This window comes from Ruegeria sp. AD6, assembly GCF_056542325.1.
In genome coordinates, this window is the sequence record NZ_JBQFZQ010000001.1 from 1,117,468 (window position 1) to 1,134,450 (window position 16,983).

The 16,983-nt window shown below is 60.0% G+C and carries 16 protein-coding genes; 8 read left to right on the plus strand and 8 right to left on the minus strand.

Features of this window, described 5'->3' with window-relative positions:
* Window positions 1–22: 22 nt before the first annotated feature.
* The 3 genes from ACR0KJ_RS05445 to ACR0KJ_RS05455 are packed head-to-tail and all read right to left on the minus strand — an operon-like array spanning window position 23 to window position 3,510.
* Window positions 23–295 (minus strand): hypothetical protein, encoded by a 273-nt coding sequence (locus ACR0KJ_RS05445; RefSeq protein WP_170519229.1) that lies wholly within the window; start codon window positions 293–295, stop codon window positions 23–25.
* On the minus strand, window positions 279–3,074 hold the full coding sequence (locus ACR0KJ_RS05450) for a [protein-PII] uridylyltransferase family protein (RefSeq protein WP_480626129.1): 2,796 nt from the start codon (window positions 3,072–3,074) through the stop codon (window positions 279–281). Before ACR0KJ_RS05450 ends, ACR0KJ_RS05445 begins: the two co-directional genes overlap by 17 nt.
* A gap of 49 nt (window positions 3,075–3,123) precedes the next feature.
* Window positions 3,124–3,510 (minus strand): nuclear transport factor 2 family protein, encoded by a 387-nt coding sequence (locus tag ACR0KJ_RS05455; RefSeq protein ID WP_170621959.1) that lies wholly within the window; start codon window positions 3,508–3,510, stop codon window positions 3,124–3,126.
* A 143-nt stretch (window positions 3,511–3,653) separates the two neighbouring features.
* Here ACR0KJ_RS05455 and ACR0KJ_RS05460 point away from each other — a divergent pair, with 143 nt between their 5' ends.
* The 4 genes from ACR0KJ_RS05460 (at window position 3,654) to ACR0KJ_RS05475 (ending at window position 5,870) form a co-directional block, all read left to right on the plus strand.
* A complete protein-coding gene (locus ACR0KJ_RS05460; RefSeq protein WP_170450023.1) occupies window positions 3,654–4,076 on the plus strand; it encodes a DUF2852 domain-containing protein in 423 nt (140 codons plus the stop codon).
* A 66-nt stretch (window positions 4,077–4,142) separates the two neighbouring features.
* Window positions 4,143–4,574 (plus strand): RDD family protein, encoded by a 432-nt coding sequence (locus ACR0KJ_RS05465; protein ID WP_480626130.1) that lies wholly within the window; start codon window positions 4,143–4,145, stop codon window positions 4,572–4,574.
* A gap of 75 nt (window positions 4,575–4,649) precedes the next feature.
* Complete coding sequence (locus tag ACR0KJ_RS05470) at window positions 4,650–5,474, plus strand: arginyltransferase (protein ID WP_480626131.1); 825 nt, start codon at window positions 4,650–4,652, stop codon at window positions 5,472–5,474.
* A gap of 6 nt (window positions 5,475–5,480) precedes the next feature.
* A complete protein-coding gene (locus ACR0KJ_RS05475; protein WP_170450016.1) occupies window positions 5,481–5,870 on the plus strand; it encodes a VOC family protein in 390 nt (129 codons plus the stop codon).
* Between the two features lie 136 nt (window positions 5,871–6,006).
* Here ACR0KJ_RS05475 and ACR0KJ_RS05480 read toward each other — a convergent pair whose 3' ends face one another.
* The 3 genes from ACR0KJ_RS05480 to ACR0KJ_RS05490 form a co-directional block, all read right to left on the minus strand.
* Window positions 6,007–8,361 (minus strand): TRAP transporter large permease, encoded by a 2,355-nt coding sequence (locus ACR0KJ_RS05480; RefSeq protein WP_480626132.1) that lies wholly within the window; start codon window positions 8,359–8,361, stop codon window positions 6,007–6,009.
* A 17-nt stretch (window positions 8,362–8,378) separates the two neighbouring features.
* Window positions 8,379–9,305 (minus strand): TRAP transporter small permease subunit, encoded by a 927-nt coding sequence (locus tag ACR0KJ_RS05485; RefSeq protein WP_170628983.1) that lies wholly within the window; start codon window positions 9,303–9,305, stop codon window positions 8,379–8,381.
* Window positions 9,306–9,425: 120 nt separating this feature from the next.
* Window positions 9,426–10,508: a TRAP transporter substrate-binding protein DctP gene (locus ACR0KJ_RS05490; protein ID WP_170450010.1), complete on the minus strand. Its 1,083-nt coding sequence runs from the start codon at window positions 10,506–10,508 to the stop codon at window positions 9,426–9,428.
* A gap of 247 nt (window positions 10,509–10,755) precedes the next feature.
* On the opposite strand from ACR0KJ_RS05490, the gene ACR0KJ_RS05495 reads away from it, so the two are divergent.
* Together ACR0KJ_RS05495 and ACR0KJ_RS05500 are read left to right on the plus strand one after the other, a co-directional pair.
* Window positions 10,756–12,189 (plus strand): cache domain-containing protein, encoded by a 1,434-nt coding sequence (locus ACR0KJ_RS05495; RefSeq protein WP_480626133.1) that lies wholly within the window; start codon window positions 10,756–10,758, stop codon window positions 12,187–12,189.
* Complete coding sequence (locus ACR0KJ_RS05500; RefSeq protein WP_170450005.1) at window positions 12,186–12,824, plus strand: response regulator transcription factor; 639 nt, start codon at window positions 12,186–12,188, stop codon at window positions 12,822–12,824. The genes ACR0KJ_RS05495 and ACR0KJ_RS05500 overlap by 4 nt, the downstream gene beginning before the upstream one ends.
* A gap of 79 nt (window positions 12,825–12,903) precedes the next feature.
* On the opposite strand, the gene ACR0KJ_RS05505 is transcribed toward ACR0KJ_RS05500, so the two are convergent.
* On the minus strand, window positions 12,904–13,287 hold the full coding sequence (locus tag ACR0KJ_RS05505) for a bleomycin resistance protein (RefSeq protein WP_480626134.1): 384 nt from the start codon (window positions 13,285–13,287) through the stop codon (window positions 12,904–12,906).
* 45 nt (window positions 13,288–13,332) lie between these two features.
* On the minus strand, window positions 13,333–14,178 hold the full coding sequence (locus tag ACR0KJ_RS05510; protein ID WP_170453007.1) for a HalD/BesD family halogenase: 846 nt from the start codon (window positions 14,176–14,178) through the stop codon (window positions 13,333–13,335).
* Window positions 14,179–14,600: 422 nt separating this feature from the next.
* Between ACR0KJ_RS05510 and ACR0KJ_RS05515 the strand changes: the two genes are divergently transcribed.
* Complete coding sequence (locus ACR0KJ_RS05515; RefSeq protein ID WP_480626135.1) at window positions 14,601–16,352, plus strand: acetolactate synthase 3 large subunit; 1,752 nt, start codon at window positions 14,601–14,603, stop codon at window positions 16,350–16,352.
* Window positions 16,353–16,419: 67 nt separating this feature from the next.
* A complete protein-coding gene (gene ilvN, locus ACR0KJ_RS05520; RefSeq protein WP_170449999.1) occupies window positions 16,420–16,980 on the plus strand; it encodes an acetolactate synthase small subunit in 561 nt (186 codons plus the stop codon).
* The last annotated feature ends 3 nt before the right edge of the window (window positions 16,981–16,983 follow it).

Here is a 16,983-nt window from a genome sequence, read left to right on the forward strand (position 1 = left end):
GAACAGAGCGAAGGAAAACCCCTTAGCGCGGGCGTGAACGCCAGCCGCCGCGTCGTTTCGGGGCCTGCGCGGATTGCAGCCCCTCTGCCAGCACCTGTGTCATCGGGTGATCGGCCTCCTGCGCGGCATAGGCGGCGTGCAAGGTGGCCAGCGCCTGTTTCTGATCCAACCCGTCCGGCAGGCTCAGCGCCCAGTCTAGGAAGATGCTGCGGCATTCCGGCAGGGCGATACCTTCGATGTTATACGCCTCGCGGATCAGGCCCTTGGGGTCGTTGGGATCAGTGCTGCGCGCCATCTTCGCCCTCTTTGATTACGCTGCCGATGATCGCGGCGGCGGATGTGTAACTGTCTTGCAGCGCGGCTTGCAGCGCATCGACCTGATCGAACCCTGTGGCCCGGCAGAGGAAAGCGGTTCCGCCCTCGCCAATGTCATCCGCTTCGATCACCTTGCCCGAAAGCAGCCGCGCCGCGCATTGCACCGACCAGCATAGATCGTAACTGTCCTTGAGCGTTTGTGCCTGCGCGACATCCAGCAAACCGGCAGCGACTGCACCGTCGAGGCCCGAGCGGACATCCCGCTCCGCGATGCCCGCCAGCAATGCACCGGTTTCGGCCATCAACTCGATATCCATCATCCGGCCGGGGCCGTTTTTGGCATCCCAAACGCCAGCAGGTGCCTTTGCGGCGGCCAGACGGGTGCGCATCTCGGCCACTTCTTGCAGCACCTTGTCGGCCGCACGCGGGTGCGACAGGAATTCGGCCCGGAAAGTTTCAATATCACTTGCCAGACCGGCATCGCCCGCGACCACATGGGCGCGCGTCAGGGCGAGGTGTTCCCAGACCCATGCCTCTTCCTGCTGATAATGGGTGAAGCTGGCCCAGCTGGTGGCGACCGGCCCTTGATTGCCCGAGGGGCGCAAGCGCATATCGACCTCGTAGAGCCGACCTTGGGACATCGGGGCCGACAGCGCCGTGATCAGCGCCTGCGTGAAGCGGGCATAGTATGTGCGTGTCGCCAGCGGACGCGGGCCATCGGACATATCCTGATCCAGCGGATCGTAGATCACGATCATGTCCAGATCGGATTGTGAATTGATCCGCCCTGCGCCCAACGACCCCATACCCAGAACCGCCGCACCACGCCCCGGTGCAGGCCCGTGTTTGCCGGCGAAATTGTCGGCCACATGAGGCAGGATCGCCGCGATGACCGCCTGCGCCAGATCGGCGTATTGGCGACCGGCTTGCGCGCCGTCGATCAGGCCCCGCAAATGGTGCACACCGACACGGAAATGCCACTCCTTGCACCAGCGCCGCGCCAGATCAAGCTGGGTCTCGTAGTCTGCCTCGTCCTCCAGCGCCTGCGCCAGTTCCGCCTGCAACGCCGCTTGCCCCGGCCAGTCGGCAAAGAAACTGCCACCGATCACGGCATCGAACACGGACGCATTGCGCGACAGGTGCGAGGCCAATGCATGCGACGTGCCCACAATGTCGATCAGCAGATCAATCAGTTGGGGGTTGGCCTCGAACAGGGAAAATAGCTGCACGCCAGCGGGCAGACCGGCCAGAAACCCGTCCAGCGCCAAAAGCGCCTCTTCGGGCTTGGCCGTCTTGGCGAGGCGCGACAAAAGCTCAGGCCGGAGCCGGTCAAAGATCCGCCTGCCCCGTTGTGAGCGCAGCGCCGGATAGGTCGCCCATCGGGCCAGAATGCTCTTGTCAAACGTGACCTCTTGTTCCGGTGTCGGAGACGCCCCGGGTCCGGGCGCAAAGAACCCTTCGGTCAGTTCGTGCACTTCGCGCAGGCGGCGGGTCAGGTCAGCGGTCAGGTTCGCGCTGCTGATCCCCATCAGGCAGGCGACGCGTTCGATCCCGTCCGCGGATTTCGGCACCTTATGGGTCTGAGCGTCGTGGATCATCTGGATGCGATGTTCGACCTCGCGATGGGCGCGATAGTGATCGGTCAGCTTTTCAGCGACGTCTTCCGGCACCCAGCCTTTTGCGGCCAAGGCTGCCAGTCCGGGCACCGTCCCCCGCACGCGAAGATCCGGGTCGCGCCCCCCGGCGATCAACTGGCGGGTCTGGGTGAAGAACTCGATCTCGCGTATCCCGCCCTGCCCCAGTTTCATGTCGTGGCCCGGGATCGAGAGGCTGCCGCCCGTCCCCTTGTTCTCGCGAATGCGCAGGCGCATGTCATGGGCGTCCTGAATGGCGGCGAAATCCAGATGCCGACGCCAGACAAAGGGGCGCAGCGTTTTCAGAAACCGCTGCCCGGCTGCAATGTCGCCCGCGCAGGCGCGCGCCTTGATATAGGCTGCGCGCTCCCACGTGCGGCCCAGGCTTTCGTAGTAGCGCTCGGCCGCTTCCATCGCCATGCAGACCGGAGTCACCGCCGGATCGGGCCGCAACCGCAAATCGGTGCGGAACACATAGCCATCGGCGGTCTTGTCGCTAAGCGTGGCACAGAAATTGCGGGTGGCCCGCACCATCCCCTGCCGGGCTTCGTAGAAGTCATCCGGATCAAACCGCGTCTCGTCAAACAACACGATCAGATCGATGTCCGAGCTGTAATTCAGTTCATGCGCACCCATCTTGCCCATCGCCAGAATGACCATACCGGCGGCGGTTTCGACGTCATCTTCGGTCATGCCGGGCAGTTTGTTGCGGCGGATCAGGGTGGCAATCTCGGCCTTGGCCGCCACATCCGCCGCCAAAGATCCGAAATCGGTCAGCGCAGCGGTCACCTTTTCCAACGGCCATGCGCCCGCGATGTCGGCCAAAGCGGTCAGCACTGCCATGCGGCGCTTGGCAAGTCTCAGGCCCGGTTTAAGCTGGTCAGGCGCAAGCGCACGAGCCGTTGCCATAACCTCTTCCAGCGCCTCATCCGGATGGTGCAGCGCGTTTGGCAACCACTCTCTTTCTTGCTCGATCAGACCTTTCAGATAGGGGCTTGATCCAGCCGTCCCGGCGATCAGATCGCCTTGCTCAGCACTCAGATCCGGGATCAAAGCGCGCGTTTCATCCCCCAGCGAGGGATCAAACGCACGCGGCAGACGATTGATGGACAGGCTATTATTCATACCCGGACCCTGCGCATCGCCGCAGGGCAAGGTCAATGGGGCAAACGCATCACAGGTCCTGAACCGGAGTGTCCTGGCTAAAGCTGTTGACCCAAACCCCATGCCGACGCTCCCATAGGGAGGAAATCAGCATCGCGCCCCATTCGGTGGCGTCAGGGCGCAGGTAATCCGCCCTATAGGACAACAGCACAACGTCAGGCGTCAGAACCCGCAGCTTTTCCTGGCTCAGCTTGAACTCGGCCATTGTCGGTGCATCTGCGAACTGACCCACATGGTCGTCGCGATTGGCAAAGCCAGAGGGATAAACACCCAGAAAATCAGCGCTCAGCAGTGCCCTGTCGGCGCTGGCATCACCATTGACCAATGCGGCCCAGACCTGCGTTTCAAGCTTCAGAATATCAGCAAGCGAAGGGGCGGTTTCGATTTCTACAGTCATGCCTGCACCCTGCGCGCGAAGCCCTCTGCCGTCAACCGATCCACAAAATGTAAATCTTTTTCACATCGACCCCTTGCAACCGGTCAGAACCTCCCCATCTAGACAATGTGAAAGGAATTTACATCAAACCCTGGAGAGACCACATGACCGCATTGTCCGAACCCGCCGCCCCTGCAAACCCGGGATGGCTTCACCGCACCGAGGCCTGGATGGACGACAAAGGCAAAGGCGCCTGGATCGCCGCCATGGTCCTTGGTTTCATCTTCTTCTGGCCCCTGGGCCTGGCCCTTCTGGCCTATATGATCTGGAGCAAACGCATGTTCAGCAAGTCCTGCAGCCGCCGCAAATCCTGGCACAGCCATATGAGCGCCATGAAACCTTCCGGCAACAGCGCGTTCGACGCCTACAAGGCAGACACTCTGGCACGGCTGGAACGCGAACAGCAGGATTTCGAGGCCTTCCTGCATCGCCTGCGTGAAGCCAAGGACAAGGCCGAGTTCGACCAGTTCATGGATGAACGCGCCCGCGAGAACACCGAAGACGAAGGCAAAGGCGAACCTGCCTAAAGCCCCTTGCCCTGTCCCGAATTTTCGGGACAGGGTGACACGACCTTATCTCTGAGACAGTTATACATGACCAACCTGCCCGATCCTGATCGCCAGCCCGAATTTTACCGATCCGTCGCGACCAAACGCTTTTTCGCGTGGCTGTTCGACATCGCCTTTATCTCACTGCTGTGCATCGTGCCCGTCTTCCTGACATTTGGCGCGGGGCTGTTCTTCCTGCCGCTGATTTATGCGGTCATCAGCTTTGTCTACCGGGTAATCACCATCTCGAACGGCTCGGCCACGCTGGGCATGCGCTTCATGGGGATCGAGCTGCGCGATGCCTTCGGCGAGCGTATGGATATGGGCAAAGCCGTGGCCCATACCGCCGGATACTTCATCAGCATGGCGTTTTTCGTGGTCCAGATCATCTCGATCATCATGATGCTGACCAGCGCCCGTTGTCAGGGCCTGACCGATGCCTTCCTGGGCACAGTCATGATCAATCAGCGGGCCTGAACAGCCTTCGCGTGAATCACTTGGCGGCATCAAAAACCGTTGCTATCATCCGGTCCGAGGCTACATGAGACCTTCATGCGACACACGCTGCCAATTGCGCCACAATTCTATGTGACGGCCCCCCAGCCCTGCCCTTATCTTGAGGGCAGGATGGAACGTAAGCTTTTTACCGCCCTGCAAGGCGAAGGCGCAGACCAGCTGAACAATTCCCTGTCACAACAAGGATTTCGCCGGTCGCAGAACGTGCTCTATCGCCCGTCCTGCACAGATTGCGCGGCCTGCCTGTCGGCCCGGATCGACGTTGCCGCCTTTCACCCGACCAAAAGCCAGAAACGCGCGGCAAAACGCAACTCTTACCTGCGACGCCGCGCCACATCGCCCTGGGCCACGGACGAACAATACGAACTGTTCCGCCGCTACCTCGACACCCGCCACGCCGATGGGGGCATGGCCGATATGGACGTCTTCGAATTCGCCGCGATGATCGAGGAAACCCCGATCCGCAGCCGCGTTGTGGAATATGCCGACCCCGAAACCGGCAACCTGATTGCCGTCAGCCTGACCGATGTGCTCGATGACGGGCTGAGCATGGTCTATTCCTTCTATGATCCGCTGCAGCCTCAGAACTCTCTGGGCACCTACATGATACTCGACCATATCGAAATCGCGCGCGAGGCCGGCCTGCCCTATATCTACCTGGGTTACTGGGTGCCCGGCAGTCCGAAAATGGGGTACAAGGCCAAGTTCTCAGGGCTCGAAGCCTATGTGCAGGGGCAATGGCAGAAGATCCGGAACCCCGACACCTTTTCGGACGAGTCTCATCACCCTCTGTCCTCGGCACCCATTGCCGAACAGGTGGCGAATATCCAACTGCCAGACCGCCACCCCACCAAAGGCTGACCCAACATGAAACAAACCCTGCACGCCGTCACCCTTGTGGTGCCGGAGTATGATGCTGCAATCGAATTCTACACTGAAACGCTGGACTTCGCCCTGACACAGGATATCGACCTCGGCGGCGGTAAACGCTGGGTCCTTGTCACACCTCCCGGCTCTGACGGTGCCTCCCTGCTGCTGGCCAAAGCCGACGGCCCGGATCAAAGCGCCGCCATCGGCAACCAAACGGGCGGCCGGGTCGGTTTCTTCCTGCAAACCGATGACTTCGAACGCGACCACACGAACATGCAAGGCAAAGGCGTCACCTTCGAAGAAGAGCCGCGCCATGAACCCTATGGCTCGGTCGCCGTCTGGCGCGACCCGTTCGGCAATCGCTGGGACCTGATCCAGTTCACCTGATCCATTCTTCATCTGGCCAAAAATATCTCGGGGTTGAATTGGCCGCAGGCCAAGAAGGGGCTGGCCCGTTAACGCCAAACAAACAAGCAAAAGGGGGCCAGCAGGCCCCCTTTTTCAATTTGATCACCCAATCAGATCAATTCGGGATCAAATCCGGCACAATAGTCACAATCGCCGGGAAGGACCACAGGATCGCAATCCCCACCACCTGAATGATCACAAACGGCACCACGCCACGATAGATATGGCCCGTCGTCACCTCTTTCGGCGCAACCCCGCGCAGGTAGAATAGCGCGAACCCGAACGGCGGCGTCAGGAACGAGGTCTGCAGGTTCACCGCCACCATGATCGTCACCCATTTCGGATCAAACGACCCGCCATAGATCACCGGGCCCACGATGGGGATCACGATGTAGATGATCTCAAGGAAATCCAGCACAAAACCCAGAATGAACAGCACAAGCATCACGATCAGGAAGACCGTGAACTCGTTGTCAAAGCTCTTGAGGAATTGCTGGATATAGTGTTCGCCCCCGAAGGAAATCACCACAAGGTTCAGCAACTGCGAGCCGATCAGGATCGTGAACACCATCGAGGTTACTTTGGCCGTTTCCCGCACCACCGGGCTCAGAACCCCGCTCGAGAACAAGACCCAGCAGCCAAAGATCAGACCAAACAGAGCATAAAGGTATGCCGCATAAGCCAGAATAAACGCGATCCAGGTTTCGACCGGCACATTCCCCTGAGAGATGCGCAGATCGAAATTCACGCCCATCAGCAGGCAGATGATCACTGCAAAGGTTGACCAGATGATCACGCTGCCTGACCGCTCCTGATCCTGCAGCTTGCGATAGGCTGCCAGCATGATCGCACCACCCGCCCCCAGCGCCGCAGCGGGTGTGGGGTTTGTGATACCGCCCAGGATCGAACCCAGCACGGCGATGATCAGAACCAGCGGTGGGAACACCACCCGGATCAGATCGTTTGTCGCACAGCGTGCGGCGGCCTCTCTGCACCCGTAAATCGCGATGGCAAAGGGTATGGCAAGCAGAACAAAGGTCAGCCCGGATGAGGTCGTCGGTGCGATAAACAGAATATCGACCAGCAACATCAACAGCAGGCCAATCGCCCCCACGATCAAAGGCTGCGGCGAACGCGACGGGGCGATGCCCCGACCCAGAACCAGGGTCAGCGCCAGCAGAACAACGACGATCGCGACACCCGTGCCGATAGGCGCGGCGCTGGCGATCTTGGCCTCGCGCGCGGTGGCCAGTTCCTGTTCGCTCAGGCGTTCGGCGTTGGCGATGCCACCGGCGGCGTCGATCTCTTCCTGCTCGGCCACCGCCTGATCCCAGGCCGTTTGACCGTGCAGGTCGATCATCGACGCTTTACACTCTTCGGACACGTTCGTGCGCAGTGATGCGCCCTGCCCCACATCCGAGAAGGCCGAGACCGAGATATTCTGGCTGCCGATCACCCCGGCGCTGCCCAACAGGATCGCACCAATAATGATCGCAGCGGGCGCACCCAGCAACCATGTCAGACCTTCGGACCGCGTGATCGCCTCGCCCGAGCCGCCGGTCAGTTCTACTGCGGGGGCCTTGTCGGGGTTCACCAGCGCGTAGCCAAAAGCATAAAGCGCATAGAGCAAGGCCAGCATGATCCCGGGCAGCAGCGCCGCCTGGAACAGGGTTCCGACCGAGACCACCGCAGGCTCGCCCAGATAGGTCAGCGCATCGGTACACCCGGCCTCAACCGCGCGGGTTTCCTGCGCGGTCGAATAAAGATCACCCGCCAGAGTCCCCAGAAGAACGATCACAATCGAGGGCGGAATGATTTGCCCCAGCGTCCCCGAGGCCGCGATGACACCGGTTGCCAATTCGGGCGAGTAGTTATTCCGCAACATGGTCGGCAGGGCCAGCAAGCCCATGGTCACCACGGTCGCTCCGACAATACCGGTCGAGGCGGCCAGAAACGCACCCACAACCACGATAGACACCGCCAGACCACCCGGCAACGGGCCGAACACACGGGCCATTGTGGTCAGCAGATCGTTTGCGATCTTCGAGCGTTCCAGTGTGATGCCCATCAGAACGAACATCAGCACGGCCAGCAGCGTCTCAATCGACTGACCGGCCAGAACACGTTCGTTCATGCGGTTCACGATGAAGGACACGTTGCGATCCAGCGCGGTTTCCCAGCCTGCAGGGAAAACCGGTTCTCCTATCCTCGGCAAGTCAGGGTATCGGAACACCGAGACCGAATCCGGTTTCACCCCCGTTGCGACCAGATCGCGGTACATTTGCGAGCTGGTATCGATTGCCTGATGGATCAGCAGCCCGGCGCTGTCCAGCGCGGCGATGATACCGAATGAGATAACCCCGGCCCCGCCGATGGCAAAGGCCACCGGGAACCCGGACAGGATACCTCCGAAGAGGCAGAAGAATACGATAATGAGGCCTATCTCGACGCCATCAAGTCCGAATAGCATTGTCTTGGTCTCCGTCCTTAATGTGCGCCTTCATAGGCTTCTTCACCCTCGCCAAGGCTGTCCTTGTCGAGGTATTTTCCGGCGCTTTCCGGGCCTTCCACGTATTCAAGATACGACCGCCACAGGAACGCGACCGCGTGCAGGAACACCATGCCCGCAAATAGAACGAGCAGGATTTTGAACAGGAAGTAGGCGTTGAACCCGTTGGGGCTGAACCCGATGGTTTCCACGTTCCAACGCAGGGCGCGTGACTTGGCCACAAGGCGATCCAGCGTGTCACTGGCCGATGGTTTCGGCACGATCAGGTGCCGCCACATGAAGTACCAGCCATACATCCACGTCAGCACCGCCATTGGCATCATGAACAGCACGGCTCCGCACATATCAACGACGCGCTTGGCCCGGTGGCTGATACCCGCATAGATCAGGTCAACCCGCACATGCCCGCCCTGAACGAATGTATAGGTGCAGCACAGGCACACGACCATGGCGTTATAAAGTTTAAGTTCTTCCGCGAACCAACTGATATCCTGACTGAAAGGGATACCCAGGCCAAAGGACATATCAGGCCGCGCAAACACCCGTTGCATGAAGACGATTACGATCTGCTGGATCACCATCAGCAAACCCGCCCAGGCAAAGAAGCGCCCGGTTGTGTTCGCAAACCCTTCGAGGCCGCGCACCATGCCCCACATGAAGTTTCGGTAGTAGAGGCCAATGGCCGTCAGCACCAGAAACAGGGTGAAGACCACAAAGAAGAACTCGACCGAGCCGCCGTAATAGACAAAGCGCATGATCGCTTCTTTGTCGGACCAGTTCAGCCACAGCTGCGGATGCGTGACCGCATATCCGAAATTATAGAAGGCTTCGGCAATGTTCTGAATGAACCAGATCAGTCCATTCCACAGGGCGCCGAAAAACGAGATACCGTTATCGTCCTGCATGTTGTCCCCGGGTCGCGTCGGTTGCATTGCTGATTATAGCGGCATGATGGGTCCGCGCATATGCAACAGGAAAGGTTTCCCCACGCAGGCGGGGAAACCGTTTAGTCTGATGACTGGCGTTTAGCCGCGAACGCGGTCGCGCTGCGAGGTATAGACGCCCGACGACAGGTTGTTCCACGCCGACGATGCTGCCATCGATTCCATGGCGCTGTCGTGGATCCGCTTGAACAGCTCGTCGCCCATGTTTTCGTCCAGAACCTCTTGGCTGGCCTGACCGAAGGCGTCCCAAACGGCATCCGGGAATTCCATGACCTTCACGCCGCCCGACTGCAGACGCTGCAGGGCTGCACCATTGTTGGCCAGGAACTGCGCCAGGTTCCACTGGTGCGCTTCGGCAGCTGCGATCTCGATGATCTTCTGTTGCGCCGGTGTCAGTTCGTCGAACACGTCGCGGTTGGTGGCCAGCGACAGACCCGCGCCCGGCTCGTGGAAGCCTGCGGTGTAGTAGGTCTTGGTGATTTCCTGGAAACCGGCCTTTTCGTCGGCCCACGGACCGATCCACTCGGTGCCGTCAATCGCGCCCGAGGACAGCGCCTGATACACTTCCGAACCCGGAATGTTCTGAACCGATGCACCCAGCTTGCCCAGCGCCTGTCCACCCAGACCCGGCATACGGAATTTCAGACCCTGGAAGTCTTCGGGTCCGTTGATCTCTTTCGAGTACCAGCCACCTGCCTGCGCGCCGGTGTTGCCGGCCAGGAAGGATTTCAGGCCGAAGATCGAGCCCAGCTCGTCATGCAGTTCCATGCCGCCATCGTGATAGTACCAGTTCACCAGTTCCTGCGCGGTCATGCCGAACGGAACAGCGGTGAAGAAGGCATAGCCCGGATGCTGGCCCACAAAGTAGTAGTCCGCCGCGTGGTACATATCGGCCTGACCCGAGGATACCGCGTCAAACACTTCAAACGCGCCAACCAACTCGCCCGCAGCTTTGATTTCAACGTTCAGGCTGCCGTCGGACATCGCGTTGATGCTGTCGGCGCAGCGCTGTGCGCTGTCGAACACGCCCGCAAGGCCACGGCCCCACGAGGTTACCATGGTCAGAGTCCGCTGACCCTGCGCATAGGCCGGAGCCGCCAGTGCAGTTGCCGCAGCAGCCGAGCCGCCCAGAGCGGATTTTTTCAGAAATGAACGACGATCCATATAAGTGTTCCTCCCCTTTATAGTCGTAACCCGGACAGTTCCGGGCCTGTCGCATTCAATAGGCCGGAGCGTAATGCCGAAGATGTGAAAGGGAATACCTACTACTGCGTAGAAAACCGGATTTCTGACCCTTTTTCGCGGGTTAATCCCTGTGAAACTCCAGCCCAATCGCGTCTTTTCAGCCCTTTTGAGCCCGAATTGTTCAATCTTTTTGCATTTTTGCCGCCGCTTGCGTATCGATTCGACCATGCAAAGACTTAGAAATCTGGTTTCGCTGACCTATGCGCAGAAACTGTCTTTGGTTGCGGCCATCCCTCTGGTCGTTGCCGTTGCCGCGATTGCCATATTGGTCGCCTATCAGGCCCGCGCCACCGCCGAGCGCGAGATCCAAGCGCTGGAGCGCAGCCTGATCCAGGCCAAGAAGGAAGAGTTGAAGAATTACGTCACCCAGGCCCGCAACGGGTTTGCCTATATCTACGGTCGCGCCGAACCGGATGATGACGTCGCCAAAACCCTTGTCACTCAGATCCTGTCCGCCATGATCTACGGGCAGGACGGGTTCTTTTTTGTCTACGATTACGACGGCACCAATCTGGTCAGCCCGCGCCAGACCCAGTTCATCAACCGCAATTGGGAAGGGCTGACCGACAGCGACGGCACCCCGATTGTCGACGAATTCATCACTCTGGCCCGTCAGGGGGCCGGTTGGCACAGCTTCATGTGGCAAAAGCCCTCGACCGGGGAAGAGGCGCAGATGATCGCCTATGTGGTCGGTCTGCAAGACTGGCGCTGGGCTGTGGGCACCGGTGTCTTCATTGACGATATCCTCGCCACCGTCGCCAATGCCCGCGCCGAGGTCGAAGCTCGGGTCAGGCGCACCTTTATGTATATCGGCGGCATCGTTCTGGCTGCTGTGCTGATCGTCTTTGCCTCGGGCATGCTTCTGAATATCCGCGAGCGGCGGTTGGCCGATGCCAAGCTGAAGGAACTGACTCAGCGCGTCTTTGATGCGCAGGAAGAAGAACGTGGCCGGGTGGCGCGTGAATTGCATGACGGTATCAGCCAGATCCTCGTCGGCGTGCGCTACGCTTTGGACAATGCCCGCCGCCGCCTGTCGCGCGGCGATGATGCGGGCGCTCAGGACCCGCTGGACAAGGGCATCGATCACCTCGGGACTGCCATTACCGAGGTCCGGCGCATCAGCCGCGACCTGCGCCCCGGCGTGCTGGACGATTTGGGCCTCGGCCCTGCATTGAAGGCCCTGACCGATGATTTCCGCGACCGCACCGGAATCGAGACCGAGTTCTCGACCGTCGTGTTCCGCAACCGGCTGGACCATGACAGCAAGATCGCCCTCTACCGTATTGCGCAAGAGGCGCTGACCAATATCGAACGCCACGCGGATGCAACCCGTGTTACAATCGATCTGCGTGGCCACAAGAAGGGCGCGACCATGCGGATCACCGATAACGGGCGCGGGTTGCGGACGGAACCGGGCCAGATCACCACCGGGATCGGGCTGCGCAATATGCAGGAACGCATCGAACAGCTTGACGGATCGCTGCGTATTCTGTCATCACGCGGCCCGCGCGGGGGCACGGCGATCGAGGCCAGCCTGCCGCTCAGCCGCCTGCTGCCGCCGCAGGAAGACGCAACCCCGAACCGAAAGGCCGGTACATGACAATCCGAGTTCTCATCGTCGACGATCACCCGATGGTGGCCGAAGGCATCCAGTCGATCCTGGAAAGCTATGATGAGATCGAGGTGGTCGGCACATTGGGCAGCGGTCAGGCGGCGGTGGATCAGGCGGTCGGGCTGGCCCCCGACGTGATCCTGATGGATCTGAACATGCCCGGCCTTGGCGGCCTGAGCGCGACCGAGATCATCCTCGAACGCCTGCCCGAAACGCGCATCCTGATCCTGTCGATGCATGACAGCCCCGAATATATCTCGACCGCACTCAGCCACGGGGCCAAGGGGTATATCCTCAAAGACGTCCCCACCGATGAGATCAAACAGGCCATCGACGCCGTGATGCAGGGTCAGCAATACCTGTGCACCGGCGCAAGCGGATCGCTGAAACCCAAGGGCGACAGCACGCGCGAGGCATTGACGGGCCGCGAACAGACCATTCTGCTGGAACTGGCGCAGGGCAAATCGAACAAAGAGGTCGCGCTGGCGCTGGATATCTCGGTCCGCACCGTTGAAACCCACCGCAAGAACATCAAACGCAAGCTGGGCATCTCGTCTACGGCAGGCCTGACCCGTTATGCTCTGGAACACGGTGTCTTGCAGGGCACCGGCGTCGGCTACTGACGCAGCCGCAGCGCGGCACGCGCTGCCTGGCCCAACCAGAGGAGATGCGCCGCAGGCGCTGCGACGATGGACGGGAGGCTTACTCCCTTGGCCGAATATCCTCGCCAAAAAAGATCAGCGTTCCGTCCTCATCGATGACGTGGTATTCCCGTTGCAAATACGGCTGGTCAAACGGTGGACGCACGCGCCCCTCGGGCAGGTCGCTTAGCCCGTCTTTCAGGCTGTCATACAGCGCGTCAATGTCCTGAACGTCGATATAATAGGACTGATTGTCCCCCAAGGGTTTGCCATCTTCGCGTGGCGGGCATTCCAACAGCCGAATGGCAATCGGGCCGTTCTTCAAAAAGGCGTAATTGTCCTGCCTGAAGTTGCATTCAAATCCCAGCCGCGTGCAGTAGAACGCGATCTGCGCGTCCAGTGACGCGCACAGAACAAATGGCGTGAGTTGCAGGATGTTGGACATTCCGGCCTCCGCAAGAAACAGCACCATCCTACACGCTGGGCCGTATCAATCCAGCAGCTGATCTTTGCGCGTTCCTTCCCGTTCGTAATGGTGCGGCAGAACGCGGCCATATAGCTGTCGCGTCCGCTCGATCCCGCCGCACATCCCCTCGGCCTCGACAAAGGAAAAAATCCCCACATAGCGACGCCGCGCCCCGGAAACCGGCGCAACCCGGTGCAGTGAATACCGCCCCTTGAATATCTGCAGGTCGCCCGGTTGAAGTTCCAGCTGACAGACACGGGACATATCGCCATCCAGAACCGAGGCCACCGCATTGAAATTCTCATCTTCTGCGGTGCGGAGGTTCGGCGCATACTCAAACGCCCCGCCCTGTTCCCCGTTCTGGATGGCAAGAGTGACGGTGAAATTGTTGGTGTCGAAATGCCAGGGAAAACCCTGCCCCTCTTCCACTACATTGATAATCACATCCGCCAGCGGGTCGTCATAACGAAAGAACCTGTCCTCGGGTTCATCCAATGCGACGCGTATGAACGGCAGGAACCCGTCAAACTCGTAAATCCGGCGCAGCGGGCTGGATTTCGGGAAGTTGTCAGCCGGGACAAACGCGTTTGACCGATCATAAAAGCGCCGGATCGGGTGGCCGATGCCAAACCGGGGGTCGTCTTTGGTGAAATAGGCGTTGGTGCGATTGAACGAGCGATGCGCCTGCGGCGCGACGGCGTCCGCCTCCTGCACCAGCAGATTTAACCCGTCCTGATGCACGAACCCCGGCAAAACGGCGCATCCATCCTGCTCTAACTCGCGCTGAATGTCGCCGATCATCCGGTCATAGGCATGAGACCCCGGACAGTCTATCGGATAGCGCCCCAAATCCACCAGATCGTGCAGCATGATGAGCCTCGCAGTTGGTTCCGTCCCCCACAGCGTGGCGCAGACACAACCGCCAATCATGCCCGTTTCGGACATTCCATTGACGCATTCCGACCAGTTCAAATTCCGTTCAACCGGCGGTTTTCCACCACAAATTGCCGGAAGTTCCCAGCATGCGGCAATCTGCGCAACAAAATGTCGCAAAATCGGAGTTCGGAGATAGAAAATTGGTGCAATTGCCTGTTGACGCCCCTGCGCGCCGACCATAATGTCCCTGCACGCAAAGAAGGAGCCTCTGGCGATGAGAACGCTAGTCGTAATCGTAGGAACCAAGCGCATGGGCCGGTAACGGTAAACCATAATCGAACCCATGCGCCTCCGAAAAAATCGGGGGCTTTTTTTATGCGAAACGCAAGACACATGTCGCGAACGGAGCAAAGCAGATGACACGTGAGATGACCGGCGCAAAGATGGTGGTTCAGGCCCTCAAGGATCAGGGCGTGGACACGGTATTCGGATACCCCGGCGGCGCCGTGCTACCGATCTATGATGAGATCTTTCTGCAAAACGACATTCGCCACATTCTGGTACGCCACGAACAGGGCGCGGTGCACGCCGCCGAAGGCTATGCGCGCTCGACCGGAAGGCCGGGCGTTGCGCTGGTGACATCCGGTCCCGGCGCGACCAACGCGGTGACCGGTCTGACCGACGCGCTGCTGGATTCGATCCCGATTGTGGTTCTGACCGGACAGGTTCCGACCTTCATGATCGGTTCGGACGCGTTTCAAGAGGCCGACACCGTCGGCATCACCCGCCCCTGCACCAAGCATAACTGGCTGGTGAAGGATACGGATTCCCTGTCCGCAACCATTCACGAAGCCTTTCACGTCGCCAAATCCGGCCGTCCCGGCCCGGTGTTGATCGACATCCCGAAGGACGTGCAGTTTGCAAGCGGTGAATACAACGCGCCGAAGCCGTCAACATCGCATTACCAGCCGGTTCTGAAAGGCGATCTGGAAGAGATCACCGAACTGGTTGCCGCAATGGAAACTGCCAAGAAGCCGGTTTTCTACACAGGCGGCGGCGTCATCAATTCCGGCCCCGCGGCCAGCCAATTGCTGCGCGAGCTGGTGGACGCGACCGGCTTCCCCATCACCTCGACCCTTATGGGTCTTGGGGCGTATCCGGCGTCGGGCGAAAACTGGCTGGGTATGCTGGGCATGCACGGGCTGTACGAAGCCAACATGGCGATGCATGACTGCGATCTGATGATCAATATCGGCGCGCGGTTCGATGACCGGATCACCGGGCGCATCGATGCGTTCTCGCCCAATTCGAAGAAAGCGCATGTCGATATCGATCCGTCCTCGATCAACAAGGTGATCCGCGTGGACATCCCGATTGTTGGCGACGTGGCCCATGTGTTGGAAGACATCCTGAAGGTCTGGAAGTCGCGCGGGCGCAAAACCGATGCGGCCTCGGTCAAGCAATGGCAGGCGCAGATCGCGGATTGGCGCAAGGTGAATTGCCTGGCCTTCACCGCCAGCGAAAAGACCATCAAACCGCAGCACGCGCTGCAGCGGCTGGAAGAGCTGACCAAGAAACACGACCGCTACATCACCACCGAAGTGGGCCAGCACCAGATGTGGGCCGCGCAGTACCTCGGGTTCGAAGATCCGAACCGCTGGATGACATCCGGTGGTCTGGGCACGATGGGCTATGGCTTCCCGGCCTCGATCGGTGTGCAGATGGCGCACCCGGATGCGCTGGTGATCAACGTTGCGGGCGAGGCGTCGTGGCTGATGAACATGCAGGAAATGGGCACCGCCGTTCAGTACCGCCTGCCGGTGAAACAGTTCATCCTGAACAATGAACGTCTGGGCATGGTGCGCCAGTGGCAGGAACTGCTGCATGGCGAGCGCTATTCGCATTCCTGGTCCGAGGCCCTGCCCGATTTCGTAAAACTCGCCGAGGCGTTTGGGGCGAAAGGCATCCTGTGTTCCGACCCCGCCGATCTGGACGATGCGATCATGGAGATGATCACCTATGACGGCCCGGTGATCTTCGACTGTCTGGTCGAAAAGCACGAAAACTGCTTCCCCATGATCCCGTCGGGCAAGGCCCATAACGAAATGCTGCTGGGCGAGGCCGAGACACAGGGCGTGATCGACTCCAAAGGCTCGGTTCTGGTCTGACGCATTTGAAGATTTCAGTCGGACGCCTCGCGCGTCCGGCCACAGATGGATGATGAAAGGGACATAAATGTCTGCCCTACATATCAAAAAAGGCTCCACCCGCCACTCGGCCTATAACCTACGGCCTACGTTTTCGGACGTTCAGGAACGCCACACCATCGCGGTTCTGGTCGAGAACGAACCCGGTGTTCTGGCCCGCGTGATCGGCTTGTTCTCGGGCCGTGGTTACAACATCGAAAGCCTGACTGTGGCCGAGGTGGATCACACCGGCCACCTGAGCCGGATCACCATTGTCACCGCCGGAACCCCGCAGGTGATCGAGCAGATCAAGGCGCAACTTGGCCGTATTGTGCCGGTTCATGACGTGCATGACCTGACGGTCGAGGGCCCCTCGGTCGAGCGTGAACTGGCCATCATCAAGGTGGTGGGCGAAGGCGACAAACGGGTCGAGGCGCTGCGGCTGGCCGATATCTTCCGCGCCAATGTGGTCGACAGCACGCTCAATTCGTTCATCTTCGAGATCACCGGTGCGCCGGACAAGATCGACGCCTTTGCCGATCTGATGCGTCCGCTGGGATTGATCGAGATTGCCCGCACCGGCGTCGCTGCCTTGCTGCGCGGCGACTAAAGA